24 protein-coding genes and 2 tRNA genes are annotated in these 23,993 nt (G+C 69.4%); 12 read left to right on the top strand and 14 right to left on the bottom strand.

Annotated features, from left to right (window positions below):
* Positions 1 to 32 precede the first annotated feature (32 nt).
* The 9 genes from ABIC30_RS27865 to ABIC30_RS27825 all read left to right on the top strand — a co-directional run bounded on the left by ABIC30_RS27865 (position 33) and on the right by ABIC30_RS27825 (position 9,933).
* Complete coding sequence (locus tag ABIC30_RS27865) at positions 33 to 2,789, top strand: hybrid sensor histidine kinase/response regulator (protein WP_234081377.1); 2,757 nt, start codon at positions 33 to 35, stop codon at positions 2,787 to 2,789.
* Positions 2,790 to 2,922: 133 nt separating this feature from the next.
* A complete protein-coding gene (locus ABIC30_RS27860; RefSeq protein ID WP_020094377.1) occupies positions 2,923 to 3,441 on the top strand; it encodes a chemotaxis protein CheW in 519 nt (172 codons plus the stop codon).
* Positions 3,442 to 3,452: 11 nt separating this feature from the next.
* Positions 3,453 to 3,845: a response regulator gene (locus ABIC30_RS27855; protein ID WP_012320961.1), complete on the top strand. Its 393-nt coding sequence runs from the start codon at positions 3,453 to 3,455 to the stop codon at positions 3,843 to 3,845.
* A gap of 58 nt (positions 3,846 to 3,903) precedes the next feature.
* Positions 3,904 to 5,121: a chemotaxis-specific protein-glutamate methyltransferase CheB gene (gene cheB, locus ABIC30_RS27850; protein ID WP_103986160.1), complete on the top strand. Its 1,218-nt coding sequence runs from the start codon at positions 3,904 to 3,906 to the stop codon at positions 5,119 to 5,121.
* Entirely contained in the window at positions 5,118 to 5,981 is an 864-nt protein-coding gene (locus ABIC30_RS27845; RefSeq protein ID WP_020094379.1) for a CheR family methyltransferase, read from the top strand. Before cheB ends, ABIC30_RS27845 begins: the two co-directional genes overlap by 4 nt.
* A gap of 248 nt (positions 5,982 to 6,229) precedes the next feature.
* The gene (locus tag ABIC30_RS27840) at positions 6,230 to 6,814 is read left to right on the top strand and encodes a hypothetical protein (RefSeq protein ID WP_244603286.1); all 585 of its coding nucleotides are present in this window, start codon (positions 6,230 to 6,232) and stop codon (positions 6,812 to 6,814) included.
* A gap of 119 nt (positions 6,815 to 6,933) precedes the next feature.
* Positions 6,934 to 7,950 carry an asparaginase gene (locus ABIC30_RS27835; RefSeq protein ID WP_091981130.1) on the top strand — a complete coding sequence of 339 codons (1,017 nt, stop codon included), beginning with the start codon at positions 6,934 to 6,936 and terminating at the stop codon, positions 7,948 to 7,950.
* A 347-nt stretch (positions 7,951 to 8,297) separates the two neighbouring features.
* Entirely contained in the window at positions 8,298 to 9,095 is a 798-nt protein-coding gene (locus tag ABIC30_RS27830; RefSeq protein WP_020094383.1) for a tetratricopeptide repeat protein, read from the top strand.
* Between the two features lie 304 nt (positions 9,096 to 9,399).
* Positions 9,400 to 9,933 (top strand): isochorismatase family protein, encoded by a 534-nt coding sequence (locus tag ABIC30_RS27825; protein WP_091928113.1) that lies wholly within the window; start codon positions 9,400 to 9,402, stop codon positions 9,931 to 9,933.
* A gap of 32 nt (positions 9,934 to 9,965) precedes the next feature.
* Here the strand turns inward: ABIC30_RS27825 and ABIC30_RS27820 are convergent, their stop codons facing one another.
* The 5 genes from ABIC30_RS27820 to ABIC30_RS27800 all read right to left on the bottom strand — a co-directional run bounded on the left by ABIC30_RS27820 (position 9,966) and on the right by ABIC30_RS27800 (position 13,488).
* Positions 9,966 to 10,562: a sigma-70 family RNA polymerase sigma factor gene (locus tag ABIC30_RS27820; protein ID WP_020094385.1), complete on the bottom strand. Its 597-nt coding sequence runs from the start codon at positions 10,560 to 10,562 to the stop codon at positions 9,966 to 9,968.
* The gene (locus ABIC30_RS27815) at positions 10,559 to 10,816 is read right to left on the bottom strand and encodes a NepR family anti-sigma factor (RefSeq protein WP_042671734.1); all 258 of its coding nucleotides are present in this window, start codon (positions 10,814 to 10,816) and stop codon (positions 10,559 to 10,561) included. Before ABIC30_RS27815 ends, ABIC30_RS27820 begins: the two co-directional genes overlap by 4 nt.
* A gap of 324 nt (positions 10,817 to 11,140) precedes the next feature.
* A complete protein-coding gene (locus tag ABIC30_RS27810; RefSeq protein WP_020094387.1) occupies positions 11,141 to 11,899 on the bottom strand; it encodes an SDR family oxidoreductase in 759 nt (252 codons plus the stop codon).
* A gap of 17 nt (positions 11,900 to 11,916) precedes the next feature.
* Positions 11,917 to 13,131 (bottom strand): ABC transporter substrate-binding protein, encoded by a 1,215-nt coding sequence (locus tag ABIC30_RS27805; protein ID WP_042671735.1) that lies wholly within the window; start codon positions 13,129 to 13,131, stop codon positions 11,917 to 11,919.
* A 282-nt stretch (positions 13,132 to 13,413) separates the two neighbouring features.
* Positions 13,414 to 13,488 (bottom strand) — tRNA-Thr (locus ABIC30_RS27800).
* A 211-nt stretch (positions 13,489 to 13,699) separates the two neighbouring features.
* Here ABIC30_RS27800 and ABIC30_RS27795 point away from each other — a divergent pair.
* On the top strand, positions 13,700 to 13,951 hold the full coding sequence (locus ABIC30_RS27795; protein WP_103986162.1) for a hypothetical protein: 252 nt from the start codon (positions 13,700 to 13,702) through the stop codon (positions 13,949 to 13,951).
* Positions 13,952 to 14,322: 371 nt separating this feature from the next.
* Here ABIC30_RS27795 and ABIC30_RS27790 read toward each other — a convergent pair whose 3' ends face one another.
* The 9 genes from ABIC30_RS27790 to ABIC30_RS27750 form a co-directional block, all read right to left on the bottom strand.
* Positions 14,323 to 15,384 carry an acyltransferase family protein gene (locus tag ABIC30_RS27790; protein WP_354456454.1) on the bottom strand — a complete coding sequence of 354 codons (1,062 nt, stop codon included), beginning with the start codon at positions 15,382 to 15,384 and terminating at the stop codon, positions 14,323 to 14,325.
* A 1,035-nt stretch (positions 15,385 to 16,419) separates the two neighbouring features.
* Positions 16,420 to 16,698, bottom strand: coding sequence for a hypothetical protein (locus ABIC30_RS27785; RefSeq protein WP_234081349.1), 279 nt, complete (start codon positions 16,696 to 16,698; stop codon positions 16,420 to 16,422).
* A 17-nt stretch (positions 16,699 to 16,715) separates the two neighbouring features.
* Positions 16,716 to 17,075 (bottom strand): hypothetical protein, encoded by a 360-nt coding sequence (locus ABIC30_RS27780; RefSeq protein ID WP_234081347.1) that lies wholly within the window; start codon positions 17,073 to 17,075, stop codon positions 16,716 to 16,718.
* A gap of 350 nt (positions 17,076 to 17,425) precedes the next feature.
* Positions 17,426 to 17,803 carry a hypothetical protein gene (locus tag ABIC30_RS27775; protein WP_020094390.1) on the bottom strand — a complete coding sequence of 126 codons (378 nt, stop codon included), beginning with the start codon at positions 17,801 to 17,803 and terminating at the stop codon, positions 17,426 to 17,428.
* Between the two features lie 64 nt (positions 17,804 to 17,867).
* Entirely contained in the window at positions 17,868 to 18,197 is a 330-nt protein-coding gene (locus ABIC30_RS27770) for a hypothetical protein (RefSeq protein WP_020094391.1), read from the bottom strand.
* Positions 18,198 to 18,301: 104 nt separating this feature from the next.
* Entirely contained in the window at positions 18,302 to 18,667 is a 366-nt protein-coding gene (locus tag ABIC30_RS27765; RefSeq protein ID WP_007567202.1) for a response regulator, read from the bottom strand.
* A gap of 163 nt (positions 18,668 to 18,830) precedes the next feature.
* On the bottom strand, positions 18,831 to 19,397 hold the full coding sequence (gene hpt, locus ABIC30_RS27760; RefSeq protein ID WP_020094392.1) for a hypoxanthine phosphoribosyltransferase: 567 nt from the start codon (positions 19,395 to 19,397) through the stop codon (positions 18,831 to 18,833).
* A gap of 124 nt (positions 19,398 to 19,521) precedes the next feature.
* A complete protein-coding gene (locus ABIC30_RS27755) occupies positions 19,522 to 19,890 on the bottom strand; it encodes a hypothetical protein (RefSeq protein ID WP_020094393.1) in 369 nt (122 codons plus the stop codon).
* A gap of 251 nt (positions 19,891 to 20,141) precedes the next feature.
* Positions 20,142 to 20,218, bottom strand: a tRNA-His gene (locus tag ABIC30_RS27750).
* Between the two features lie 221 nt (positions 20,219 to 20,439).
* Here ABIC30_RS27750 and ABIC30_RS27745 point away from each other — a divergent pair.
* Positions 20,440 to 22,371 carry a chloride channel protein gene (locus ABIC30_RS27745; RefSeq protein ID WP_354456418.1) on the top strand — a complete coding sequence of 644 codons (1,932 nt, stop codon included), beginning with the start codon at positions 20,440 to 20,442 and terminating at the stop codon, positions 22,369 to 22,371.
* Positions 22,372 to 22,474: 103 nt separating this feature from the next.
* A complete protein-coding gene (locus tag ABIC30_RS27740) occupies positions 22,475 to 23,566 on the top strand; it encodes a tartrate dehydrogenase (protein WP_020094395.1) in 1,092 nt (363 codons plus the stop codon).
* Positions 23,567 to 23,993 lie beyond the last annotated feature (427 nt).

Genomic DNA, 23,993 nt, shown 5'->3' with positions numbered 1-23,993 from the left:
GCGAGACCTTCTCCGCGTAACGAGTAGCGCCTATGGACGACCTGCTTCGCGAGTTTCTGACCGAGAGCGGGGAGCATCTCGACACGGTCGATGCAGAATTGGTTCGATTCGAACAGGATCCGAACAACGAGACTATTCTGCGGAACATTTTCCGACTCGTGCACACGATCAAGGGAACCTGCGGGTTCCTCGGACTCCCGCGGCTGGAAGCTCTGGCGCACGCCGCCGAGACCTTGATGGGTCGCTTCCGTGACGGGCTGCCCGCCACGTCGGATTCCGTCACCCTGATCCTGCTGACGCTGGACCGGCTGAAGGCGATCCTGGCCGATCTGGAGGCCACCGGCACGGAGCCCGCGGGCTCGGACGACGACCTCATCTCCGCCCTGGAGCGCATGGCCGAGGGCTCGCCGGAGCCGGAGGCCGCCGCCCCGCCGCCGCCGCCCGAGCCGGTCCTGCCCGATCCGGTGGTCCGCGAGCTGAAGCCCGGCGAGGTCTCCCTGGACGACCTAGAGGCCGCCTTCCTGGCCGCTCCTGGTCCGGACGAATCGGACTTCCTCCCGCCGCCGGCCCCCGTGGCCGCGATGCCCGCCCCCGCGGCCGCCGTCGCCCCGGCGCCCGCGCCCGCCGTCAGCGCGGCGCCCAAGGCCGAGAAGAAGCCCGAGCCCGTCGAGGCCGAGAAGACCGAGAAGGCCGAGCCGGCGCGCGCCGAGAAGGTCGAGGGCGCCGAGGGCGAGACGACCGCCGCCGCCAAGAACCAGACCATCCGGGTGAACGTCGACACGCTCGAACACCTGATGACGATGGTCTCCGAGCTGGTGCTGACCCGCAACCAGCTCCTCGAGATCGCCCGCCGGCACGAGGATTCGAGCTACAAGGTTCCGCTGCAGCGCCTGTCGCACGTCACCGCCGAGCTGCAGGAAGGCGTCATGAAGACGCGCATGCAGCCGATCGGCAACGCGTGGCAGAAGCTGCCGCGCGTGGTGCGCGACCTCTCGGCCGAACTCGGCAAGCAGATCGACCTCGTGATGGTCGGCAACGAGACCGAGCTCGACCGCCAGGTCCTCGAGGTCATCAAGGACCCGCTGACCCACATGGTCCGCAACTCGGCGGATCACGGCCTCGAATCGACCGCCGAGCGCGTGGCGGCGGGCAAGCCCGCCCGCGGAACGATCCGCCTCGCCGCCTACCACGAGGGCGGCACGATCACGATCGAGATCGCCGACGATGGCAAGGGCCTGAACCTCGCGGCCATCCGCAAGAAGGCGGCGGAGCGCGGCCTCGCCTCCCAGGCCGATATCGAGCGGATGACCGACGCCCAGGTCGCCAAGTTCATCTTCCACGCCGGCTTCTCGACGGCGGCGGCGGTGACCTCGGTCTCGGGCCGCGGCGTCGGCATGGACGTGGTCAAGACCAACATCGAGACCATCGGCGGCCTGATAGACATCGCCACCACCGCGGGTCGCGGCACCACCTTCACCATCAAGATCCCGCTGACGCTGGCGATCGTGGCCGCCCTGATCGTCCGGGCCGGCGAGCACCGCTTCGCCCTGCCGCAGGTGGCGGTGCTGGAGCTGGTCCGGGTCGATGCCGGGGCGCAGCGGGTCGAGCACATCAACGGCGCGCCGGTGCTGCGCCTGCGCGAGCGGCTGCTGCCGATCGTCTCGCTCACCGGCCTGCTCGGCCAGACGAGCCCGGGCGCGGAGACGGACCAGGCCGGCTTCGTGGTGGTCGCCCAGGTCGGGCGCGAGCGCTTCGGCATCCTCGTCGACGAGGTCTTCCACACGGAGGAGATCGTCGTGAAGCCGATGTCGGTGAAGCTGCGGCACATCCCGATGTTTGCCGGCAACACGATCCTCGGCGACGGCGCCGTGGTGCTGATCGTCGATCCGAACGGCGTGGCCCGTCAGGTGGCGCAGGGCGTCCAGGGCAGCGGCGGCCACATCGACGCCGACGCCGACGAGGCGGTCGAGATGACCGACACTAAGACCACGCTCCTGGTGTTCAAGGGCGGCCAGGGCAGCTTCAAGGCGGTGCCGCTGTCGCTGGTCACCCGTCTCGAGGAGATCGAGTGCGCCAAGGTCGAGTGGCTTGGCGGCCGCGCGCTGATCCAGTACCGCGGGCGCCTGATGCCCCTGGTCCCGGCCGACGCGGCGATCACCATCAAGTCGGAGGGGACGCAGGCCCTGGTGGTGTTCTCCGACGGCGAGCGCGCCATGGGTCTCGTGGTCGACGAGATCGTCGACATCGTCGAGGAGCGCCTCGACATCGAGATCGCGGCGGACCGGTCGGACCTGATCGGCTCGGCGGTGCTGCGGGGCCGGGCGACCGACATCATCAACATCGCCCACTTCCTGCCGCTGGCCTACGACGACTGGGCGCGCGGTCTCAAGCGGCCCGAGCAGATCTCCACGGTCCTCCTGGTCGACGACTCGGCCTTCTTCCGCGACATGCTGAGCCCGGTGCTGAAGGCCGCGGGCTACCAGGTGGTCACGGCGTCGAGCGCCGAGACGGCCCTGTCGACCCTCCAGTCCGATCCGCAGATCGAGGTGGTGGTCACCGACCTGGAGATGCCGGGTCGCAGCGGCTTCGACCTCGTCGCCGCGATGCGGCGGGCCGAGCCGCGCCTCGCCGGGCTCCCGGTGATCGGCCTCACCGGCGCGATCGGCGCCGACGCGGTGGAGAAGGCGCGGGCGCTAGCGATCAGCGACCTCGTGGCGAAGTTCGACCGCAGCGGCCTGATCTCGGCGCTGGCCGAGATCGGCGCCGCCACGGTGTCGAAAGCCGCCTGAGCCGCCGCGCCGCCCGCCCCGGGCGATCGACCCCGGCCGATCGCTCCAAGCCGATCGACCCAGGCCGATCGACCCAAGCCGATCGACCCAGGCCGATCGCGACGATCGCGACGAACGAATCCGGAGAGTTCCGATGCAGGCTGCCAACGCCAACACCAGCGGCGCCACCACCAACGGCGCCGAGACCGGCGCCACCGACGACTTCGTCACGGTCTTCGTCGGCGAGACGCTGTTCGGCCTGGCGATCGAGCGGGTCCACGACGTCTTCGTCCCGTCGGGCGTGACGCCGGTTCCCCTGGCGCCGGCCGAGATCGTCGGCCTGCTGAACCTGCGCGGCCGGGTCGTGACGGCCATGAGCCTGCGCCGGCGCCTGGGCCTGCCGGACGCGGAGGCCGAGGCGGACGGCAGCAAGGCCAGCCCGAAGATGGCGATCGGCCTGGAGCAGGCCGGCGAGACCTTCGCGCTGGTGGTCGACGGCGTCGGCGAGGTGCTCAAGCTCGGCGCCGACAGCCGCGAGGCGGTGCCGATCAACCTGGATCCGCGCTTCCGCGACCTCGCCACCTGCGTCCACCGCCTCGACGGCCGGCTCCTGGTGATCCTCGACGTGGACGCGCTCCTCGGCTTCACGCCCGCCGGCGCCAAGGCGGCTTGAGGGAGAGGTCGATGAAGGCGCCCCACGAGACCACCTGCCTGGTGGTGGACGATTCCGCGGTGATCCGGAAGGTCGCCCGGCGGATCATCGAGGATCTCGGCATGAATGTCAGCGAGGCCGAGGACGGCAGCGCCGCCCTCGAGGCCTGCGCGGCCAGCATGCCCGACGCCATCCTGCTCGACTGGAACATGCCGAACATGGACGGCTACGCGTTCCTCCAGGCACTGCGCCAGAGCGAGGGCGGGGGCGCGCCGAAGGTCCTGTTCTGCACCACCGAGAACGACGTCGGGGCGATCGCCCGCGCCCTCCGGGCGGGGGCCGACGAGTACATCATGAAGCCCTTCGACCGCGACATCCTGACGGCCAAGCTCGAACAGGTCGGTCTCGTCGCCGACGCGGCCTGATCGCCCGCTCCCTGACCCGCGGCCCGAGCCCCGCGACCCTGCACCCGAGGCAATCATCATGGCCCTGAGTCCCGCGGTCGCCCCGCTGCGCACGCCGCCAACCCAGAGCACGACCTCATCGGCCACGGCGATCCGTGTGCTCGTGGCCGACGACTCGGCCGTGGTGCGCGGCCTCGTGGCCCGCTGGATCGGCGAGGCCGGATTCGAGCTCGTCGGCACGGCTTCCAACGGCCGGATCGCCCTGGAGCTGATGGCCAAGCACGACCCGGACGTGGTCCTGCTCGACATCGAGATGCCGGAACTCGACGGCACGACCGCGCTGCCGCGCATGCTCGCCATGAGCCCGAGCGTGCAGGTCGTGATGATGTCGACCCTGACGACGCGCAACGCCGATATCTCGCTGAAATGCCTCGCCCTCGGCGCGGTGGACTACATCGCCAAGCCGGAGAGCAGCCGCGGCGTCACCACCTCGGACACGTTCCGGGTCGAGCTGATCGAGCGCGTCCGCGTGTTCGGCTCCGCCCGCGCGCGGAACCGGCGCCCGTCCGCCGCGCCCGCCGGCCACGCGCCGGGCTACCACGCCGCGCCCGCGCCGGCGGCCGTGCCGGCCGCGGCGCATCCGGCGCCGGCCGCCGCGGCGCGCCCCGCGACTCCCTTCACGCTCCGGCCCAAGGTCCGCAACCGGACCCAGCCCCGCGCCCTGCTGATCGGCTCCTCCACGGGCGGCCCGCGGGCCGTGGGCGAGATGCTGGAGGGCATCGGCGCCGCCGCCCTGCGGCGCCTGCCGGTCCTGATCGTCCAGCACATGCCGCCGATCTTCACGGCGGTCTTCGCCGAGCATCTGGCCACCCGCACCGGGCTCCCGGCGGCGGAGGGCAAGGCCGAGGAGCGGGTCGAGCCGGGCCGCATCTACGTCGCCCCGGGCGGCCGCCACATGGGGCTGGCCGGCGGGGCCGGCGGCCCGATCATCAAGCTCACCGACGGCCCCCCGGTGAATTTCTGCCGCCCCGCGGTCGACGTCCTGTTCAAGGACGCGGCGGTGGTGTTCGGCGCCGCCACCGCGACCGTGATCCTCACCGGCATGGGCTCGGACGGGACCAACGGCGCCCGGGCGCTCACCGAGGCCGGCGGCCCGGTCCTCGCTCAGGACGAGGCCACCAGCACGGTCTGGGGCATGCCGGGCAGCGTCGCGCGGGCCGGGCTCGCCGAGGCCGTGCTGCCGTTGCCCGAACTCGCGACGGCGCTGCGCGCCCTGATCACGGGGCAGCCGGCATGACCGAGCTCGAGTTCGAATTCCTGCGCACCTTCCTGAAGCAGCGCTCCGGCCTCGCGCTGACGCCGGAGAAACGCTACCTCGTGGAGAGCCGGCTGACCCCGGTCTGCCGCCGCTTCGGCCTCGCCAGCCTCGGCGACCTGATCGGCGCCCTCAAGCTCGCCCAGAACAGCACGATCGAGCGGGCCGTGGTCGAGGCCATGACCACGAACGAGACCTTCTTCTTCCGCGACCGGATCCCCTTCGACCTGTTCCGCGACACGCTCCTGCCGGACGTGCTGGCGCGCAATGCCGGCCGCCGCCGGCTGCGGATCTGGTGCGCGGCGGCCTCGACCGGGCAGGAGCCGTACTCGCTGGCCATGCTCCTTCAGGAGGCGGCGCCGCGGCTCGCCGGCTGGCAGGTGGAGATCGTCGCCACCGACCTGTCCACCGAGGTGATCGAGAAGGCCAAGCTCGGGCTGTACAGCCATTTCGAGGTCCAGCGCGGCCTGCCGGTGCAGTGGCTGATCAAGTACTTCACCCAGGTCGGCGAGCAGTGGCAGATCGCCCAGAGCCTGCGCAGCATGGTGGATTACCGTCAGCTCAACCTGCTGCACAGCTTCGCCTCGCTGGGCCAGTTCGACGTGATCTACTGCCGCAACGTGCTGATCTACTTCGACGCGCCGACCAAGTCCGACGTCTTGGCGCGGCTCGCGGCGCAGCTCGCCCCGGAGGGCGCGCTGCTGCTCGGCGCCGCCGAGACGGTGATCGGCCTGACCGACCGGCTCTCGCCGAACCCGAAGCACCGCGGCCTCTACGGCCACGCCGAGGCCGCGGCGCGCCCGGCCGAGGCGCCGCCGCTGCGCATGGCCGCGAGCCTCTGAGCGGCGCGACCGGTATCCCCGGTCGCGCCCCGGCTCCGGGCCGTCCCCGAGTCCGCCAGCGCGACGGGAATCCGGGCGATCCCGGAAACGCGGCCTTAAGAACCGCGTGGGTAATTTGCACACGGACCCGCCGCCGGGCGAATCCGGCTCATCCGTGACCCGAGCCCCCCATGAGTACCGTCTCGTCCACCGCGACAGCACAGCTCGCCGCGCAGCGATGGTCGCCGCCTGCGTCGCCCCAGACCCGGATGTCCGACACGATCAGCAGCGCGCTGTCGGCCGGCACGATCAGCAGCACCGACGCGACGGCCCTCGCGGGCGCCTTGAGCAGCATCGATAGGAGCCTGTCGTCGACCAGCGCTGCCTCGACCAGCGCGACGAGCCGGTCCGGGCTCGACCCGTCCTCGATGAAGGACCGGATCGACGGCCTGATCGCCGATCAGGTCAGCAGCGGCAGCCTCACCGCCGACCAGGCCACGGAGCTGAAGAACCTGTTCGCCAGCCACGGCCGGAGCACCCAGAGCGCGGACGCCACTGGCGACGGGACTGGCGACGTCGCCGGCCCGGACGGTCCGCCGCCGGGGCCCCCGCCCGGCCCGGCGCCGACGGACGCTGCGGGCAGCGCCGGGAGCGGGGCGTCGGTCTCCGCGTCGGCCTCGACCTCGACCTCGACTTCGACCTCGACCACCGACGCGGCGCGCACGACGAACGACCTGCTATCCACCTTCATCCAGCAGCTCCAGAGCGGCCAGTCGGGCCGCGTCGGCTACGGGGCGAGCGGCACCGCCAACAGCGGCGCCGTCTCGGCGCTCCTCCTCGACTTCCGCAGCTGAGGCCGGGGACGCGCCCGGCGGGCCTCCCGCCCGGTGCATCGCCCGCCTGCGCGCGGCCGGGGTCGACCCCGGCCGCGCGACGCGGCATCACAGCGCCGGACAGGCACGGGAGAGACGGCATGGCGGCAGGAGCGGGGACCGGATTGCCCAAGGTCGCGTTCATCGGCACAGGCGGGACGATCTCGTCCCTCGGCCGCGATGCCCTCGACATCCTCGACTACACCGCCACCGACCGGCGTCTCGAGGCCGGCGCGATCCTGGACGCAGTTCCGGAACTCGCGACAGTCGCCGCGGTGGTGCCGGTGCCGTTCCGGGCGGTCCCGAGCCCGGCGATCGGGTTCGCGGAGTGGCGCGACCTCGTCCGGCTGTGCGAGCGCCTCGCGTCCGAGCACCCGGACCTCGCCGGCATCGTCATCGGGCACGGGACCGCCACGCTGGAGGAGACCGCCTACGCCCTCAGCCTCACCCTGACGGTGGATCTGCCGGTGGTGCTGGTCGGCTCGCAGCGGCCGATGAGCGCCCTCTCCACCGACGCCAAGCTGAACCTCGTGGCGGCCGTGCGCACGGCCGCGGCGCCCGCCTCCCGCGGGCGCGGCGTGCTGGTGGTGCTCAACGACGAGATCCAGGCGGCCCGCGAGGTGACCAAGACCTCGGTGGCCCGGCTCCAGACCTTCCGGACCCCGGATTTCGGCGTGCTCGGCCACGTCGACGGCGAGTCCGTCCGCTACTACCGCCGCTCCGAGCGGGCGCACGCGCCGGGCACGCCCTTCGACATCCGGACCCTGCCGGCGCTGCCGCGGGTCGACGTCGCCTACGGGTACGCCGACGCCGACGGCACCGCGGTCCGGGCCTTCCTGGCCGCGGGCGCGCGCGGCCTCGTCGCGGCCGGTCTCGCGCCGGGCATGACCCCACCCGCCGAGGCCGAGGCCCTGGAGGCGGCGGCCGCCGCCGGGATCGTGGTGGTGATGTCGACCCGGGCCGGCAGCGGCGTGGTCCCGCTCACCACCCGGCTGCGCAGCCGCGGCATCCTCAGCGCCGACAACCTCACCCCGCAGAAGGCCCGGATCCTGCTCGCCCTGGCGCTGACCGTCACGGCGGAGCCCGAGGCGGTGGCGCGGCTGTTCGCGACCTACTAGCGACGCGTCCCGGGACCGGTCGCCCGCCCCGCCGAGCCCTCAACGCCTCCTTCCGGCCGGTCCCGCACGGTCCCCGCCGCGCGCGAACCCTGTCGCGGCCCGTGGCGCGCGCCGGCGATGTCGGCCGACCATGCGGGCCGCATGTGCGATTTGGTCCAGAAAGTCCTGCCGGGCCCGGATAGGTCAAGGATCAGTCCGGTGCAGTCCAGCCGAAGGGTTTTTCGCCCGTAAGACTGTCAGCGGACGAAGAAGGTTCGGGAACACGCCTTCAGCATTGCGGAAGATGCTCGGGATCGGCTTCCGCGCAGGGCATGACCGTTCGCGTGCCCGCACAGGGATTCACGGCCATGCGCGCGACATCCATCGTCTCCATGTCTCTGGCGCTCTCGGTCCTGTCCGGGCTGGGCGCACAGGCGGAGACCGCCGGGAGCCTCTCCACGACGACGGCCGTCAGCGGCAGCGCCGCCGCGATGTACAATCTCGGAATCCTCTACATCAACGGCCAGGGCGTGAAGCAGGATTTCGGTACGGCCGGACGCTGGTTCGAGAAGTCGGCCGCCGGCGGTGACGTCGACGCCATGCTCAACCTCGGCAGCCTGTACTACAACGGCCAGGGCGTGAAGCAGGACTACGCCGCCGCGGCGGCGTGGTTCGAGAAGGCCGCCCTGGCGGGCAACGCCGAGGCCATGAACAACCTCGGCAGCCTCTACGATGCCGGCCAGGGCGTGACGCAGGACTACGCCACCGCGCGCAGTTGGTACGAGAAGGCGGCGGCCGCCGGCGCCGCGTCGGCCCTGTACAATCTCGGCCTACTCTACGCCAACGGTCAGGGCGTCGGGCAGGATTACGGCGCGGCCGCGTCCTGGTTCGGGAAGGCCGCCGCCGCCGGCAACGTTGACGCGATGAACGCCCTCGGCAGCCTGCACCTCAACGGTCAGGGCGTGAAGCGGGACGCCGCCGCGGCCCGCCGCTGGTTCGAGCGGGCGGTCGCCGGCGGCAACGTGGACGCGATGAACAATCTCGGTTTCCTCTACGTCAACGGTCGCGGGGTGAAGCAGGATTTCGAAGCCGCCCGGCGGTGGTTCGAGAAGGCCGCCGGCGGCGCCGCGGCGGCGAACATCCCCGGCGACATCGCGCTCCGCTAGAGCCGTTCCCTGTCGGTTCGGGACGGAGGCGACCGCCGGGGTTGTGCCGAACGAGGCACCGGTGCCCTCTTCCGCGAGGGAGAGGGAGCCTGGCGCGGCTGCCGGGACCGGAGTCGCCGCCCTTCCCAACCGTCGCAAAACGATCGGGAGCGGCTCTAGGGCGGGGTCGCGGTCGGGGCGCGCACGTGTCATGCCTGCGGGCGCGGTCCCCACCGGACCGGATGGGGCGAGGATACGGCTCGGATGGGGCCAGGATGGGCCCCCTCCGTCTCCGACGCGACCCGTCCGCAGGGACCAGACATCGATGCCGCTGATCGACCCCGCCCGCTCGCTCCTCCTCGTCATCGACGTTCAGGCCCGGCTGATGCCGACGATCGCGGAAGGGGACGGGGTCGTCGCCAATGCGGGCCGCCTCCTCGCCGCCGCGCAGCTGCTCGACGTCCCGGTCCTGGTCACCGAGCAGAATGCCGGCGGCCTCGGGCCGACCGTGCCGGCCCTGGCGCCCGAGCCCGGGACGGCTTTCGCGAAGATGAGCTTCGGCGCGACCCGGACGCCCGGCTTCCTCGAGCGCCTGCCCGCGGACCGCGACCTCGTGGTCAGCGGCTGCGAGGCGCATGTCTGCGTGCTGCAGACGGTTCTCGGGCTGCGCGAGTCCGGCCGCCGCGTCGCCGTGGTGGCCGACGCCGTGGGCTCGCGGCGGATCGAGAACCGGGAGGCGGCGCTCGCCCGGATGGCGGCCCACGGCACCGAGATCGTAACGACCGAGATGGTGGCGTTCGAGTGGCTCGGCACGGCGCGGCACAGGCGGTTCCGCGACGTCGTCAGGCTCATCAAGTAGGCGCCGCGGCGGTCCTCGCCGCGGCGCGCGCCTCAGGAGCCGTCGAGGGCCGCGCGGGTCTGCGGATCGGGTCCGATGTCGTCGGTGCCGGTCATGCCCAGCACCTCGATCAGGCGGGTCCGGGCGCGGCTGACCCGGCTCTTGATCGTGCCCACCGCGACGCCGCAGATGGCCGCGGCCTCCTCGTAGGTGAAGCTCTGGGCGCCGACCAGGACCAGCGCCTCGCGCTGGGCCGGCGGCAGCCGGTTCAGCGCGCTCTGGAACTGCGCCATCTCCATCCGGATCTCCTGCTCGGGGAGGGCGGTCAGGCGCCCGGCATGGAGGCCGTCGGCGTCCTCCACCTCGCGCTTGCGCTTGCGCTGCTCCGAGTAGAACAGGTTCCGCAGGATCGTGAACAGCCACGCGGTCAGGTTGGTCCCGCGGCGGAAGCTTGCGGCGTTGACCCAGGCGCGCACGAGCGTGTCCTGCACGAGGTCGTCCGAGCGGTCGAGGTCGTAGGTCAGCGAGAACGCGAAGGCCCGCAGCGCCGGGATCGCCCCCAGCAGGAGGTCGCGCATCTCCGCGTCGGCGCCCCGGGGGGCCGGACCGGATCCGCTCCCCGCGGGGGCGGCTTGCAGCATCAGGGTCATCGCGAGGCCTCCGTGTCGGAGTGTGCGGCGAGCTCGTCGAGCAGCGTCCGGAGCCGGTCCGGGATCGGCAGGGCCAGGACGCCCGCGTAGTGCAGGCGCAGGCCGCGCCCGATCCGGTCCCGCGCGCCGTCGTCGATCGGCCGGCCGGGTCCGCCGACCGGCACCGGGCGTGATGCGGCCGCGGCGCCCGGTCCGGCCGGGTCCGCCGCGCCGGCGGAGCCCGGAATCCCTGGATCGTCCTCGGTCCCTGACATGGTCGCGCCCCCCGGTCGTGCGCGATGGGGCCCCGAGGGGCCCGGCGGTCCGCCGGACCGTTGTCCCCATCGGTTCGGCGAAGACGCGTCTCATCGCCTTCCGGCAGCGCTGGTAGGCGCGACGGATTTAATCGGTTCTGAACCCCGCATTCATCCAATTTTAATCTTGAAATAGCCCAGCTTGCGCCGAATTTAGTCCATAAAGTCTCAGATACAATTCAGAAATACTTGTGTTCAGCTTGGCCGTGGCGACACTCGTCCTCCGTGCCTGAACGCGGGATGAGCGCACCGCGCCCCCGGCCAAGCGCGCCGCGACGGCCCCGCTCAGAGCTTCACGCCCTCGAGATAGCCGCGGTTCCAGGTCGGGCTGATCAGGATCTCGTTGACGCAGACGGAGGCCGGCAGGCGGGCGACGAACAGGATCGTCTCGGCGAGATCCTCCGGCTGGAGCATGCGCCCGCGATCCTCCGCGGTGACCGGGACTGGCCGCTTGTCGAGGAGGGGCGTCGCGACCTCGCCGGGGCAGATGCAGCAGGACCGGATGCCGTGCCCGCACTCCTCTTGGTTCAGGCTCTCCGAGAGCGCCACGAGCCCGTGCTTGGCGGCGGAATAGGCCGGTCCCGTCAGCTTGGAGACGTAGCGGCCGGCCCAGGAGGAGACGTGGATGATCAGGCCGCTCCGCTGCGCCCGCATGGTCGGCAGCACCGCCCGCGCCGCGTAGAAGGGGCCGTTGAGATTGACGCCGACCACGGCGTCGATGCCGGCCGGCGTGATCTCGCTCCAGCCGCGCCGCGGCACGTTGAGGCCCGCCGAGTTCACCAGCAGGTCGCAGCGCCGCCACGCGGCGTGAACCGCCTCCCAGGCGCGCTGCACGTCGTCGGCCACGCCCATGTCGGCCGGGGCGACCAGCGCCTCGCCGCCCGCCGCGCGGACCATCTCCGCGGTGCGCGCGAGGGCCTCCTGACCCCGTCCGGTGAGCGCGACCCGCATGCCGGCCCGCGCCAGCGCCACGGCGGCCGCCTGCCCGATCCCGGATCCGGCCCCCGTCACCCAGGCGGCCTGCCCTTCGAGCGCGCGCATCATGGCGTTCGGCTCCCTCCCTACGGCTTGGCGACGAGCGGGCAGCCGCCCTCGGCGAGGGGGCGGAAGGCCTGCTCGGCGGGGATCGTCTCCAGCACCTTGTAGAGGTCCCACGGGCCCTTCGACTCGGACGGCGCCTTCACCTCGAACAGGTACATCGGGTGGATCTTGCGCCCGTCCGCCCGGACCACACCCTTGCCGAACAGCGGGTCGTCGGTCGGGTTGGCCTTCATCCAGGCCATGGTCTTCTGCGGGTCCGTCGACTTCGTCGCCGCCACGGCCTTCAGGTAGTGCAGGAGCCCGGCATAGACGCCCGCGTGGTTCATCGTCGGCATGCTGTTGCCGTTGCGCGGGTAGAAGCGCTCCGAGAAGGCCCGGGTCTCCGGGTTGAGATCCCAGTAGAACGACTCGGTCAGCACGAGGCCCTGCGCGGTCTGCAGGCCGATCGCGTGGACGTCGACGGCGTAGATCAGCAGGGCGGCGAGCTTCTGGCCGCCGTCGGTCAGCCCGAACTCGTGCGCCTGCTTGACCGCGTTGACCGTGTCGCCGCCCGCGTTGGCCAGACCCACCACCTTCGCGCCCGAGGCCTGCGCCTGCAGCAGGAACGAGGAGAAGTCCGTGGCGGGGAACGGGACCCGCGCGGCGCCCAGTACCCGCCCGCCGCCCGTATCGATCACGGCCTTCGCCTCGTTCTGAAGGGAGAGCCCGAAGGCGTAGTCGGCGGTGAGGAAGTACCACGTGTCGCCGCCGCGCTTGAGCATGGCGCCGGCCGTGCCGTGCGCCAGGGCGTAGGTGTCGTAGGTCCACTGGATCGTGTTCGGCGAGCACTGCTTGCCGGTCAGCTCCGTGGTGCCGGCCCCCGAGTCGATGAAGACCTTGTTCTTCTCGCGGGTGACCTGACTCACCGCCAGCGCAACCGAGGAGGTCGGCACGTCGAGGATCGCGTCCACGCCGTCGCGGTCGTACCACTGGCGGGCGACGGCGGCGCCGATATCGGGTTTGTTCTGGTGGTCGGCCGAGACGATCTCGACCTGCACGCCCGGCTCGGTCTTGGCGAAATCCTCGACCGCCATCTGCGCGGCGACGACGGAGCCCTTGCCGCCGGTATCGGCGTAGACGCCCGACATGTCGTTGAGGACGCCGACCTTGACGCGGATCGGCTCGGCAACGGCCGGCCCGGCGAGCGCGGCGAAGCCGATCGCGACCGAGAGCACGCAACTCCGGATCGACGCCATGGCAGACCGTCCTCCGCGGCAGTTTCTGTCTTTCGGCCAGGAGGGCATGCTGGCATCCCAGCGTCAAGCAGCGGTCCGCGACCGGATCCGGGAGCGGTGAGACAGGCCGGCGCCGGATGTGTCGCGGCGGCGGTGCCGACGGAATCGGGCCGGAACTCCCACCCGAGACCGGCCCGTCGCGACATCGGGATCGGCGCGGTGGCGCGGCCTCAGCCGACGCGCTGTGCCGGACGACGGTCACGCCCCACGGGCGCGAGGCCCGGCCTCGGCGATCGAATGTCGTGGTGCCGGCGGAGGGGATCGAACCCCCGACCTTCGGTTTACAAAACCGCTGCACTACCGCTGTGCTACACCGGCTCGCGCTCTGAAACCATTGAGAAAATTGGCGGTTTCGGTGCGTCAGAGGCGCTTTTGACTACGTTTGGGGGCGCTTCGTCAAGGCACACATCTCGGCACGTTCCGTTCATCGTGCATGCGCGCGACCCTTTGGAGTGGGCCGAAGAAGGCCGGCGCCCGAGCGATGCGGGAGGCGGCACAGTTCATGGCAAAGTCCACGGTTTGGGAGTGAATGGCCAAGGAACCCTCGACTCGCCGAGCTGCGCGAGACCGCGAGGTTACCGATCGGGCGATCCGCGCCGTGGTCGTCGCGGTGCTGGCCGACCGCGCCGGCAGGACCTACCCGCTTCCGAAGGATCGGCGCCGTGACATCAACGCGACCATTCAACAGAACACTCGTGCGGCCGTTGCGCGCGCCGCCCACAAGCCGGCTCGAAAGCGCAACATGGTTCGGACCGCGATCCTGCTGGGGCACTCGATATAGGGGTGAGCGTGATAGATCCCGGTGCCGCCCGAGCGGCGACTGTCGAACGCGTAATGGAGCGGTTGAGCGGCTTCGCGCAGGGAAGCGGCGTCAGTGGTAGGGTCGCCTGCCAGATCATCGAATGGGTGATCGCCTCCCCAACCGATCGCCGCAGGCGGAGACCTGTTGGCAAGGCGTGCACGTGCATCCTGATCGCACCCGGGTAGCGGGGTCGACGACGAAACCGCTCGCGACTTGTAGCGGCTTCGCTGGGAGGGATCGTCCTGAGAGGACAGGATCCAGATATCTAGAATGTGCGGTCGATACTGAATTCAGTTTTTGATATTCCTGTTGCTTCCCGTGTGCAGCATACATCTAAATTGACGAGATACCTATCTGCTCTTCAGGTCGTATGCGATACTGTTTTTACATGTATGAAATAGTTTTCCGCAATAAGACATGCACCAGCTTTCGAATTTCATCAACGGACCCCGAAGGGAGAGTGCTCTTTTCTCAATGCAATGCCATGAAAAATAGGCAACCGAAATTATTATCGGGGTCGAAATTAGAAAATTAATCCACCACTGCCGAAGATCCGGAAAAACTGCAGACACTGCCTGTTGTATCGGAAATCCATACAAGAAAATGCCATATGAATAATCTCCGCTTGACACAATTGCGGACCGTGTCGGATTCCGCATCCCCAAATAGATAGTCACGTAGGCGGCAGGAAGTGCGGAGAGGGCATTGAAGATTGGAAGATAAAGAAACCCAACCATGGCAATGGCGCATGCGAAGAAAATCGGGGCGCTATATGGAACTCGATCTCTGACCCGATAGAGGTACGCGCCGTACAGAAAGGATAAGACAAGCACAGGGCCGCGAACAGTCCCTTCGTCAACCTGCGTTCGCGTATAAATGGCGATCATGACTAAGACTTGCATCACCAGGCAGCCGAACAAAATCAGTTTTTCCGATCTGTAGAAACCGATTATATAAAATACAGATATCAATATGTAGCAATACAATTCGTAAGGAAGTGTCCATAATTGCGCGTTCACCTGCGTAGTTGGATTATCAGTAAAGACGCCGGGGAGATAATACCGAACGACGCCTATCATGTTCAAAGTATAGGACCAAAAGCCCGGATCCGTAAAATACTTTGGGAGCGGGTAATACGTGAACAGCGCTCCAATGATCATCATTGCTATTGTCGATTCCACTGCCAGCGCAGGGAAGATGCGAATTAGTCGAAGTCCCAAGAACCCGACGATCGTTCGAGAGCGTTCTAGACTTCCGGAAACGAGGAATCCGCTCAGTGCGAAAAACATGGGAAGTATCATGGCCCATATTGGCCGCGACGGTCCCAAAATGAGCCATCTTTGAGCTTCTATGCCATAAGAAACTATCACAGTGTGCCACAAAACTATCATTGCGGCGAGACCAATTCGCATATAATCGAAGCCGGATGGCCGCCCTTTCGTCAGAAAGAGGCGTTCACTCAGAGTCATCGTTTCCGTCCCTCCCGGAAGCCGGGATTAATATCTTAATCCGGATCGTACCTCTGAATGGGAAATTTTGAAATTATAAAGAAGATTACGCTATTGAACGTATCACCATATCCGAATGGCTAACATGTGTGGGCTTCGAGAAGGCTTGATGCCCAGATTCGTCGACGGCCTTCGATATTGCAGAGCGTGCCGGGATCCACTGCCGTGCGCGCGCCTCGCTCGCTGCACGCGCTGGCTCGGTCGGAGGCCTATGGCTAACAATCGGCAATGCGCGCCTGAGCTGGAGTCGGCGGCACGTGGTCGGTGATACGACCGCTCACGCGTCAGTCACCGGCAGATTGCTCACCTGCGTCGTGTCCCGCTGCGTACGAATCGACAACTTGGTGTTCCAGTCGTGCCGACTGACCCGCCCCGCGCACCGGCACCCCTTAAGCAGGGCTTGGTCGGGCCGAGACCGATGGAGGTCGGGACCTCTGTCCAGGCCCGCACCGTGGCGCGCAGGTCCCGCGCGAGTTCGACCCTTGAGCCCGGTGCCGCGTCCGACAGGTCGGGAAGCTCTCGTCGACCGGGTCGATCCCTATCTGCGCGGGCAGGGTTGGTCCGACCCAACGTATCCCTGTCGAGGGTGAAGTTCGTCGAGGGCGCCGCTCGCGCGAGCAACAGGGGCTGTTGCCGTGGATCAGCGCCACGGCGCGGCCGCCGCCGATCCGGTCGGGGTGGCCTGGCCTCCGAGGGAGGGCTCGCCCGGACCGGCAGGCCGCTAGGTCAGCCCAGGCATCGTCCGGTACTCCGCTCGTTCGTATAGAAGCGTAGAAGGCCTCCGATGATCGCATCAACGCGAAGCCCGTTCGCCGTTGGATGCGCGCGAAATGCCGTATCGCTCACATATTCCCTGCCCGTCATTCCGTTCACCGCCATGCGTATGCCGAGCGGTTGCCAATGTGTCAGAAGCGATGGCGATTTCCGGTGCGGATCCCGCTAGACCTCGAACCAGAAGCCGGCACCCTCGTCGCACATGCCCTCACGATGCCTGTACTTGATCGGAGCGATAATGTCGGACGCAGGCTTATAGTAAAACATCATGGCGAGAATGTATTGCTCGTTCCAAAAAAAGCCTGTCGCAATCTCAGGATACTCATATGGCAGATGGATGTCGTGCACATGCACGATCACGCTCGGTCGGAGAAGCGGGTAGATTCGCAGGAAGAAATGCGTCGTGTCGCTGCCATGGAACAGGAGATGGCTGCCATCCAGCATCAGCACATCGCCACCCTTCAGCGATTGAAAGTAGGACGGGTCAACATCGAGGAGGCCGTTAGAAATCCACTTATCCGCAATGTCGCGGACGCTTGAGCGCGGATTGGGTTGATGCACTCGATCTTGGTGTCGAGCTTGTACTTGCCGATTGCGCGGCGAGCGAATTTCGTACTGTTGCCGCTTCCGACCTCGACATACTGGGCTGGCCTGCGTGTGGCGAGGACAGTCGTCAGGGCCAATGCGTCGCCGTAGCTGAAGTAGCCGTTCGGCAGGAGCGGTGTCCGGCCGTCGAGGTCGCGGTCAGCGACGTCCGAGAAATCGGCGAATTGCTTCATGTCGTCGGCGAACGTTCTGAAGTGCCGGCTCTTGCGCTCCATGCGTTCGCGCAGCCAGGAATATGGCGTTCGATTCAACTCAGTTTTGACAACGTAGTCGCCGTCGAGAGGGAAGCTAGGCCCGGATTTCGATATCCGGGCATGAGCACTCGTCCATTGGTGTAATACGGCACCAATGTATGGGCGCCCTGGAACATTTCGAGCGTTGGATGTGAAATATTATCAATAGTTTCGTTGGTCGGCACAGGCGTACCGGTTCAGACCCGCCGCCACCGCGTGGGGGGCGTTGAGAACGGAAGGTGGCGGGGCGCGCGAGACAGATACTCGGTTCGCAGAAACGGCGTACAAGCGCCGCTCAATCCGAGCCGCGCCAGGATCTGCGCGGCCGGCCCTCAATGGCCCGAGCGGCGGATCAGGCTCTTGAGGCGCTGGTCGGCGGTGTCGAGGCGGTCAGCGATGCCGCGCCGGATGCATTTGCCGACGGAATCGCCGGCGTAGAACCCGACCGTCTGGTCCTGGTTGCGGCAGGACTGGACCGGCGGCCACGCCACCACCCCTGCCACGACCAGCAGCACGACCAGGCAGTCGACGACGAGCCAGCCCTTCCAGCCGAGCCGGAAGCCGCGCCGCCGCTCGGGCGCCCGGTTCCGGCGCGGGGTGCGGTGCGCGCCGTCCGGGCCGACCCGCGCCATGCGAGCGCGGAACTGGGCCTCCTCGAGGGCGTCGGAGGCGCGGCCGGACGAGGCCGGGAGGAGCGGGCGGGTGGACATGGCGGCCTCGCGGAGGTCGGTTCGGAGCGGATCGGCGGAGCGCGGAAGGGCCTTGAGCGGGCGCTCAGTCGATGAGCCGCTTCAGGAGCGCGAGGTTGTCCTGGATCGACAGGACGTTGCCGAGCATCTCGGTACGGGCGCAGGCCCCGGCCCCGACAAGACCGAGCCAGCCCGCCGCCGGGCGGGCGCTGCAATCCGCGAAGCTGCCGTACAGGAACAGCCCGGCCGGCACCGCGAGGAGGGCGAGCTTCGTCGGCGAGAAAAGCCGGCCGACGACGCCTCTGCGCGGCCGCCGCGCGTCGCGGTCGTCGTCCCAGTCCCTGTCGTCCGGCTCCCAGCCGTAGCGGTCCGCCTGGTACGCCGCCGCGTCGATGTCCCGGTCCCGGCGATACATGGCGTTCCGTGCTCGGTCTGATCAGTCGGACCGAAGATGCCACGCTTTCGTGAAGCTCAACCTAAGAGCAATGTTTAAGTTCTTCTGAACCGGTCTCGCCCGGCTCAGGCGGCGAGCGCCCGCCTCACCGTGGCGCGCAGATCTGCCAGGGAGAAGGGCTTGGTCAGCACGTCGGTGACGATGGCGTCGAGCCCGCGCGCGCGCTCGCGCTGATCGGCGAAGCCGGTCATCAGCAGGATGGTCAGGTCGGGGAAGTCGCGCTTGGCGGCGAGGGCCAGCGCGATGCCGTCCATGAGCGGCATGCGGATGTCGGTGAGCATCAGATCGAAGCCGCCATCGGCCTCGTTGAGGCGGTCCAGCCCGTCGCTGCCGTCGTTGGCCGTGACGACCGCGTGCCCGTCGATCTCGAGCCCCCGCTTCAGGAAGCCCCGGACGGTCTCTTCGTCATCCACCAGGAGGATGCGCGCCATGTGGTCCCGTAACCGTCCCCGAAATCCGCACGCGCCGCGTCGCGACGCCGCGCACGCTCAAATGTCGACAGACGCAGACGAATTCTCCGTCTGTCAAGTCGTCGCAGGCTGAATTGTCCCGCGGGTCGCGGCGCGCGGCGAAAATGCCGCGCCGCGGGCACGGTCAGGCGTCGAACAGATCCGGGGCGCCGTCCCCGTAATCGACCACGCCCACGAAGGGCAACTGGCGGAAGGCGTGGGCGGCGTCCATCCCGTAGCCGACGACGAACACGTCGGGGCAGGTGAAGCCGACGAAATCCGCGTCGATCGTCACGGCGCGCTTGCCGGGCTTCTCCAGCAGCACCGCGGTGAGGACGCGCCGGGCGCCGCGGGCCATCAGCAGGTCCTTGGCGAAGACGACGGTCCGGCCGGATTCCAGGATGTCGTCCACGAGCAGCACGTCCCGCCCGCGCACCTCGCTCTGTACGTCGCGCAGGATCTCGACCTGTCCGCTGGAGACCGTCCCGGTGCGGTAGCTCGACAGGTGCACGAACTCGACCTGCGGGGCGAGACCCACCCGGTGCAGCGACCGGAGCAGGTCGGCCGCGAACATGAAGCTGCCCTTGAGCACCGCCACGACGAGGAGGTTCTCGGGCCGCGCGGCGAGGATCTCGCGGGCGAGCTCGTCGTTGCGCTTGGCGATGGCCGCCTCGTCGAACAGGGTGCGGACGCGCCGTTCAGGGATGCTCATCTCTCGTGTCCCGAAGCCCGTTGGCGCGGCGGCGCCCGCCGCCACGCTCGGGAACGGTCTTAGCGTCCCGGGCGCGCGCGGGGAACTCCGGATCCGCCAGATGGTCCGGCGCCGTCGACGCGGGTCAGCCTTCGGCCGCCTGCCGGAACGGTCGGAGCAAGCGGGTGAGCCCGCGCCGGCGCGCCGGCCGGGCCGCACGCCGCGCCGCGGCCAAGTCCGGTTCCGGCCCCGCACCGATCCCGTCGGCGTCGTCCCCGTCGACCGCATCCTCGTCGTCCGGCTCCACGTGCCGGACCTGCTCGAGGACGTCCGTCACGATGCGCGGGATGGGCCGCGCGTGCTCTTCCAGGAGCAGCGAGGCTGTCCAGAGGCGACTCGCGTTCGCGAGGGGCAGCTTCCCTTGTGTCAGGCGCTCCATCAGCATCCGGTCGGCGAGCGAGGCCGCGAGGTCGCTCACGATCTCGAGCTGATCCTGCTGTGTCGTGCTCTTCATGGCAGTCTTCACGCTAACGAAGATAGTCTTCTCCCAGCCGGGACGCTATGCGACCAAATTTGGCGATTCTATAACGTGCGTGAGCATTGGAGCTGCCGCCTGTGTAGAGGCCGGCTCCGGCGCGAGGACCGGTCCCGTCGACTCCGATCGGGTGGGGGTTCGGGGCGGCCCTGATCCGGCGCGGCGCCATCCGCGCACAAGCAAAAGGGGCTGGCGATCCGCCAACCCCTCGCGCTGTCGAGCTGAATGGATGGTACCACCGCCCCGGCTCGAACGGGGGACCCCCAGATCCACAATCTGGTGCTCTAACCAACTGAGCTACGGCGGCACTGGCGCGGGGTGTATCGTGGGCCGCGGCAGTTTTCAAGGCGATGCGTGCACGGGATTTGGACTTCGTGGACAGCGCCGTCCGAGCCCCCCGCGCCGGGGCCGGCCGCGCTCCCGCAGCACCGCCCGTTTGCAACGGGCTCGGCCCCGGCTGTAACTGCGGCGGCGGGGCCGACGCGTCGGCCCCGCCGATCGGGCGGACCGGAGGCGAGGGGGCGGACCGTGAGCGCGCGACAGCCATCGGGCGCCGCCGGCGGGGGCAGGGCGCCCGGCGACGGATCGGCCGACGTCCCGGCCCGGCGGCCCGTCAGGCCGGCGCGGAGGCCCCGTCGGCGCTGGACCGGGATCGGGCTCGTCCAGGCCCCCGGGCGGCTCCGCAGCCTCGTCCGACGGAGCGAGGGCGGCCTCGTCGCCCTCGCGACCCTGGTGGGCTGCGTCGCCGGCGTGGCGGTGTCCGCCATGACCTGGATCACCCAGACCCTGCGCGAGCATCTCTACCAGCTGCCCGCGGGCGCGCGCCTCAGCGCCGTCGACGCCGTGCCGCCGGCGCTCCTGCTCGTGGGCCCGTGCCTCGGGGGCGCCGTCCTCGGCCTGTTGATCGTCGCCGCCAACTACGTCCGCGGCCCGCGCAAGCGCCCGGCCATCGACCCGATTGAGGCCAACGCCCTGCACGGCGGCCGCATGTCCCTGCGCGACAGCCTCTACCTCGCGCTCCAGAACGTCATCTCGAACGGGTCCGGCGCCTCGGTGGGTCTGGAAGCCGGCTACACACAGATCGCCTCAGGCCTCGCCTCGCGCCTGGGCATCGCCTTCGAAGTGCGGCGCAGCGACCTGCGCACCCTGGTCGGCTGCGGCGCGGCCGGGGCGATCGCGGCCGGCTTCGGGGCGCCGCTCGCCGGCGCGTTCTACGCCTTCGAGTTGATCATCGGCACCTACTCGATCGCCACGCTGACGCCCGTGGTCGTCGCGGCGCTGTGCGGCAACCTGATCTCGCGCGCCCTGATCGAGGCGCAGCCGCTCGTCGATCTCGGCGACATGCAGGCGGTCACGACCTCGCACGTCACCAGCCTCGAGATCCTGCCGAGCCTCGCCCTCGGGCTGTTCTGCGCGGGCCTCGGGATCCTGATCATGCGCGGGGTCACGCTGGTCGAGCGCCTCGTCCAGGCCTCCGGCGTGCCGCGGGTGGCGGCGCCCGCCTTCGGGGGGCTGTGCGTCGGCGCGCTGGCGCTGCTCGCGACGCCGCAGGTGCTCTCGGGCGGCCACGGCGCCCTGCACATGCACTTTGCCGCCGAGGGGCAGGGGCACGGGATCGCGGTCCTGGCCTGGCTGTTCGCCGCTAAGGCCACGGCCTCGGCGATCTCGATCGGCTCGGGCTTCCGCGGCGGCCTGTTCTTCGCGTCGCTGTTCCTCGGGGCCATCGCCGGCAAGCTGTTCGCCGCCCTCGCCCCCGTGCTGGTGCCGCCGCTGGCGGATTTCGGCCTGACGCCGCTCGCCTACGCGGTGATCGGCATGAGCGCGCTGGCGGTGGCGGTCATCGGCGGCCCGCTCACCATGACGTTCCTGGCCCTGGAGGTCACCGGCAGCCTGCCGATCACCGGCGTCGTGCTGGCGGCGGTGATTGCGTCCTCCCTCACCGTGCGCAAGACCTTCGGCTACTCCTTCGCCACGTGGCGCTTCCACCTGCGCGGCGAGAGCATCCGCAGCCCCCACGACGTCGGCTGGATCCGCTCGCTCACCGTCGGCCGGCTGATGCGCCGCAATCCCGGCACCGTGGCCCTGGACACGCCGCTGCCCACCTTCCTGCGCGCCCATCCCCTCGGCTCGCCCTCCCGGGTGATCGCCGTGGACGGGGCGGGGCGCTACGCCGGCATCCTGAACGTGCCCGAGACGCACGCGGCCGCCCGGGATTCCGGCGCCGACGCGCAGCCGGTCCTCGCCGACCTGCTCCTGCACGCGGACGATTTCCTGACGCCGGGCATGAACGCCAAGGACGCCGCGGCCGCCTTCGACCGGACCGAGAGCGAGGCGCTCGCGGTCGTCGAGAGCGCCGAGAGCCGGAAGGTGCTGGGCCTGCTCACCGAGAGCCACACCCTCAAGCGCTACAGCGAGGCGCTCGACCGCCAGCGCCGGGCGATGGCGGGCGAAACCGACTGATTGTCAGGCCGGGGTGTTGACCCGACACCGGCGCGGACCAATCACCTGACGCCAACGACCCGGGCCCCGCGGAGGCCCGCACTTCGGAACGCGTGGAGGATTCATGGCCGCCCCAGAAAACAGCCAGCAGCGTCGCTACCGCATCGCGGTGATCCCCGGCGACGGCATCGGCAAGGAGGTCGTGCCCGAGGGCGTGCGCGTGCTGGAGCAGGCGGCCAAGCGGCACGGCTTCGGCCTCCAGCTCGACTGGTTCGATTTCGCCAGCTGCGACTATTACGAGCAGCACGGCCGGATGATGCCGGAGGACTGGAAGGCGCGGATCGAGACCCACGACGCGATCTATTTCGGTGCCGTCGGCATGCCCGAGCGCGTGCCCGACCACATCTCGCTCTGGGGCTCGTTGATCCTGTTCCGGCGGGAATTCGACCAGTACGCGAACCTGCGCCCGGTGCGGCTGATGCCGGGGGTGAAGTGCCCGCTCGCCGACCGCAAGCCCGGCGACATCGACTTCTGGGTGGTCCGGGAGAACACCGAGGGCGAGTACTCGAACGCGGGCGGCCGCATGTTCGCCGGCACCGACCGGGAGTTCGCCCTGCAGGAGACGATCATGACCCGGCACGGGACGGACCGGATCCTCAGGTTCGCGTTCGAACTGGCTCAGAAGCGCCCGAAGAAGCACCTGACCTCGGCCACGAAGTCGAACGGCATCTCGATCACCATGCCGTACTGGGACGAGCGGGTGAAGGCGGTGGCCGAGGCCTACCCGGACGTCCGGTGGGACCAGTACCACATCGACATCCTGACCGCGCATTTCGTCCTGAACCCGGATCGGTTCGACGTGGTGGTGGCCTCCAACCTGTTCGGCGACATCCTGTCGGATCTCGGGCCCGCCTGCACGGGCACGATCGGCATCGCGCCGTCCGGCAACATCAACCCGGAACGGGTGCACCCGTCGGTGTTCGAGCCGGTCCACGGCTCGGCGCCGGACATCGCCGGCCAGGGGATCGCCAACCCGATCGGCCAGATCTGGTCGGGGGCGATGATGCTGGAGCATCTCGGCGAGCACGCGGCGGCGGCCGAGATCGTCGGCGGGATCGAGCGGGTGCTGTCCGAGCGGACGCTGCGCACCCGCGACCTCGGCGGGAATGCCGACACGCAGACCTGCGGCAAGGCGGTGGAGCAGGCGCTGGGGTAGGGCAATCACCCCGAGCCTCCCTTCCACGCCCTCATCCTGAGGGGTGCCCGCGTCAGCGGGCCTCGAAGGAGCCCTCCAGGGATCGTGAGACCGCTGGAGGGCTCCTTCGAGGGCTACGCTGCGCTCCGCCCATCAGGATGAGGTGGGATTCCGTTTCCGTCTCAAGGCTGTGGTTGAGATGCCCTCGCCGTCATCACGGGCGGAGGTCCGAACACATCGACAGCGAACGGAATGAGCGCGGGAGACCGCGCTCTCCGTGGCGTCAGCGGGGGCGGCGGCGCACGCTCACCACGTTGCTCGCCGGCTCGGCCTTGCCGGTCTCCGCCGGCAGGGTGTCGAGGGCGGTCCTGACGATGGTCGTGGCGTCGAGGCCCGCCTCGGCGTACATCTTCTCCGGGCTGTCGTGGTCCTGGTAGGCGTCCGGCAG

Origin of the sequence: Methylobacterium sp. 1030, from assembly GCF_040544715.1 — a bacterium.
In the GTDB taxonomy this organism is placed as follows: domain Bacteria; phylum Pseudomonadota; class Alphaproteobacteria; order Rhizobiales; family Beijerinckiaceae; genus Methylobacterium.
Note: the sequence above shows the minus strand (reverse complement) of the source record. Positions and strands in the feature narration are given on the sequence as shown.

Bases quoted from the DNA above. Each gene is read 5' to 3' on its own strand.
- ABIC30_RS27820 (WP_020094385.1), bottom strand. From the start codon at position 10,562: ATGACCCTGATGCTGCAAGCCGCCCCCGCGGGGAGCGGATCCGGTCCG.
- ABIC30_RS27795 (WP_103986162.1), top strand. From the start codon at position 13,700: ATGGCCAAGGAACCCTCGACTCGCCGAGCTGCGCGAGACCGCGAGGTT.
- ABIC30_RS27740 (WP_020094395.1), top strand. From the start codon at position 22,475: ATGGCCGCCCCAGAAAACAGCCAGCAGCGTCGCTACCGCATCGCGGTG.
- ABIC30_RS27805 (WP_042671735.1), bottom strand. From the start codon at position 13,131: ATGGCGTCGATCCGGAGTTGCGTGCTCTCGGTCGCGATCGGCTTCGCC.
- ABIC30_RS27785 (WP_234081349.1), bottom strand. From the start codon at position 16,698: ATGCTGGATGGCAGCCATCTCCTGTTCCATGGCAGCGACACGACGCAT.
- ABIC30_RS27855 (WP_012320961.1), top strand. From the start codon at position 3,453: ATGAAGGCGCCCCACGAGACCACCTGCCTGGTGGTGGACGATTCCGCG.
- ABIC30_RS27825 (WP_091928113.1), top strand. From the start codon at position 9,400: ATGCCGCTGATCGACCCCGCCCGCTCGCTCCTCCTCGTCATCGACGTT.
- ABIC30_RS27755 (WP_020094393.1), bottom strand. From the start codon at position 19,890: ATGAAGAGCACGACACAGCAGGATCAGCTCGAGATCGTGAGCGACCTC.
- ABIC30_RS27790 (WP_354456454.1), bottom strand. From the start codon at position 15,384: ATGCGAATTGGTCTCGCCGCAATGATAGTTTTGTGGCACACTGTGATA.
- hpt (WP_020094392.1), bottom strand. From the start codon at position 19,397: ATGAGCATCCCTGAACGGCGCGTCCGCACCCTGTTCGACGAGGCGGCC.
- ABIC30_RS27845 (WP_020094379.1), top strand. From the start codon at position 5,118: ATGACCGAGCTCGAGTTCGAATTCCTGCGCACCTTCCTGAAGCAGCGC.
- cheB (WP_103986160.1), top strand. From the start codon at position 3,904: ATGGCCCTGAGTCCCGCGGTCGCCCCGCTGCGCACGCCGCCAACCCAG.
- ABIC30_RS27830 (WP_020094383.1), top strand. From the start codon at position 8,298: ATGCGCGCGACATCCATCGTCTCCATGTCTCTGGCGCTCTCGGTCCTG.
- ABIC30_RS27765 (WP_007567202.1), bottom strand. From the start codon at position 18,667: ATGGCGCGCATCCTCCTGGTGGATGACGAAGAGACCGTCCGGGGCTTC.
- ABIC30_RS27810 (WP_020094387.1), bottom strand. From the start codon at position 11,899: ATGATGCGCGCGCTCGAAGGGCAGGCCGCCTGGGTGACGGGGGCCGGA.
- ABIC30_RS27775 (WP_020094390.1), bottom strand. From the start codon at position 17,803: ATGTCCACCCGCCCGCTCCTCCCGGCCTCGTCCGGCCGCGCCTCCGAC.
- ABIC30_RS27780 (WP_234081347.1), bottom strand. From the start codon at position 17,075: ATGGAGCGCAAGAGCCGGCACTTCAGAACGTTCGCCGACGACATGAAG.
- ABIC30_RS27865 (WP_234081377.1), top strand. From the start codon at position 33: ATGGACGACCTGCTTCGCGAGTTTCTGACCGAGAGCGGGGAGCATCTC.
- ABIC30_RS27835 (WP_091981130.1), top strand. From the start codon at position 6,934: ATGGCGGCAGGAGCGGGGACCGGATTGCCCAAGGTCGCGTTCATCGGC.
- ABIC30_RS27860 (WP_020094377.1), top strand. From the start codon at position 2,923: ATGCAGGCTGCCAACGCCAACACCAGCGGCGCCACCACCAACGGCGCC.
- ABIC30_RS27840 (WP_244603286.1), top strand. From the start codon at position 6,230: ATGTCCGACACGATCAGCAGCGCGCTGTCGGCCGGCACGATCAGCAGC.
- ABIC30_RS27815 (WP_042671734.1), bottom strand. From the start codon at position 10,816: ATGTCAGGGACCGAGGACGATCCAGGGATTCCGGGCTCCGCCGGCGCG.
- ABIC30_RS27770 (WP_020094391.1), bottom strand. From the start codon at position 18,197: ATGTATCGCCGGGACCGGGACATCGACGCGGCGGCGTACCAGGCGGAC.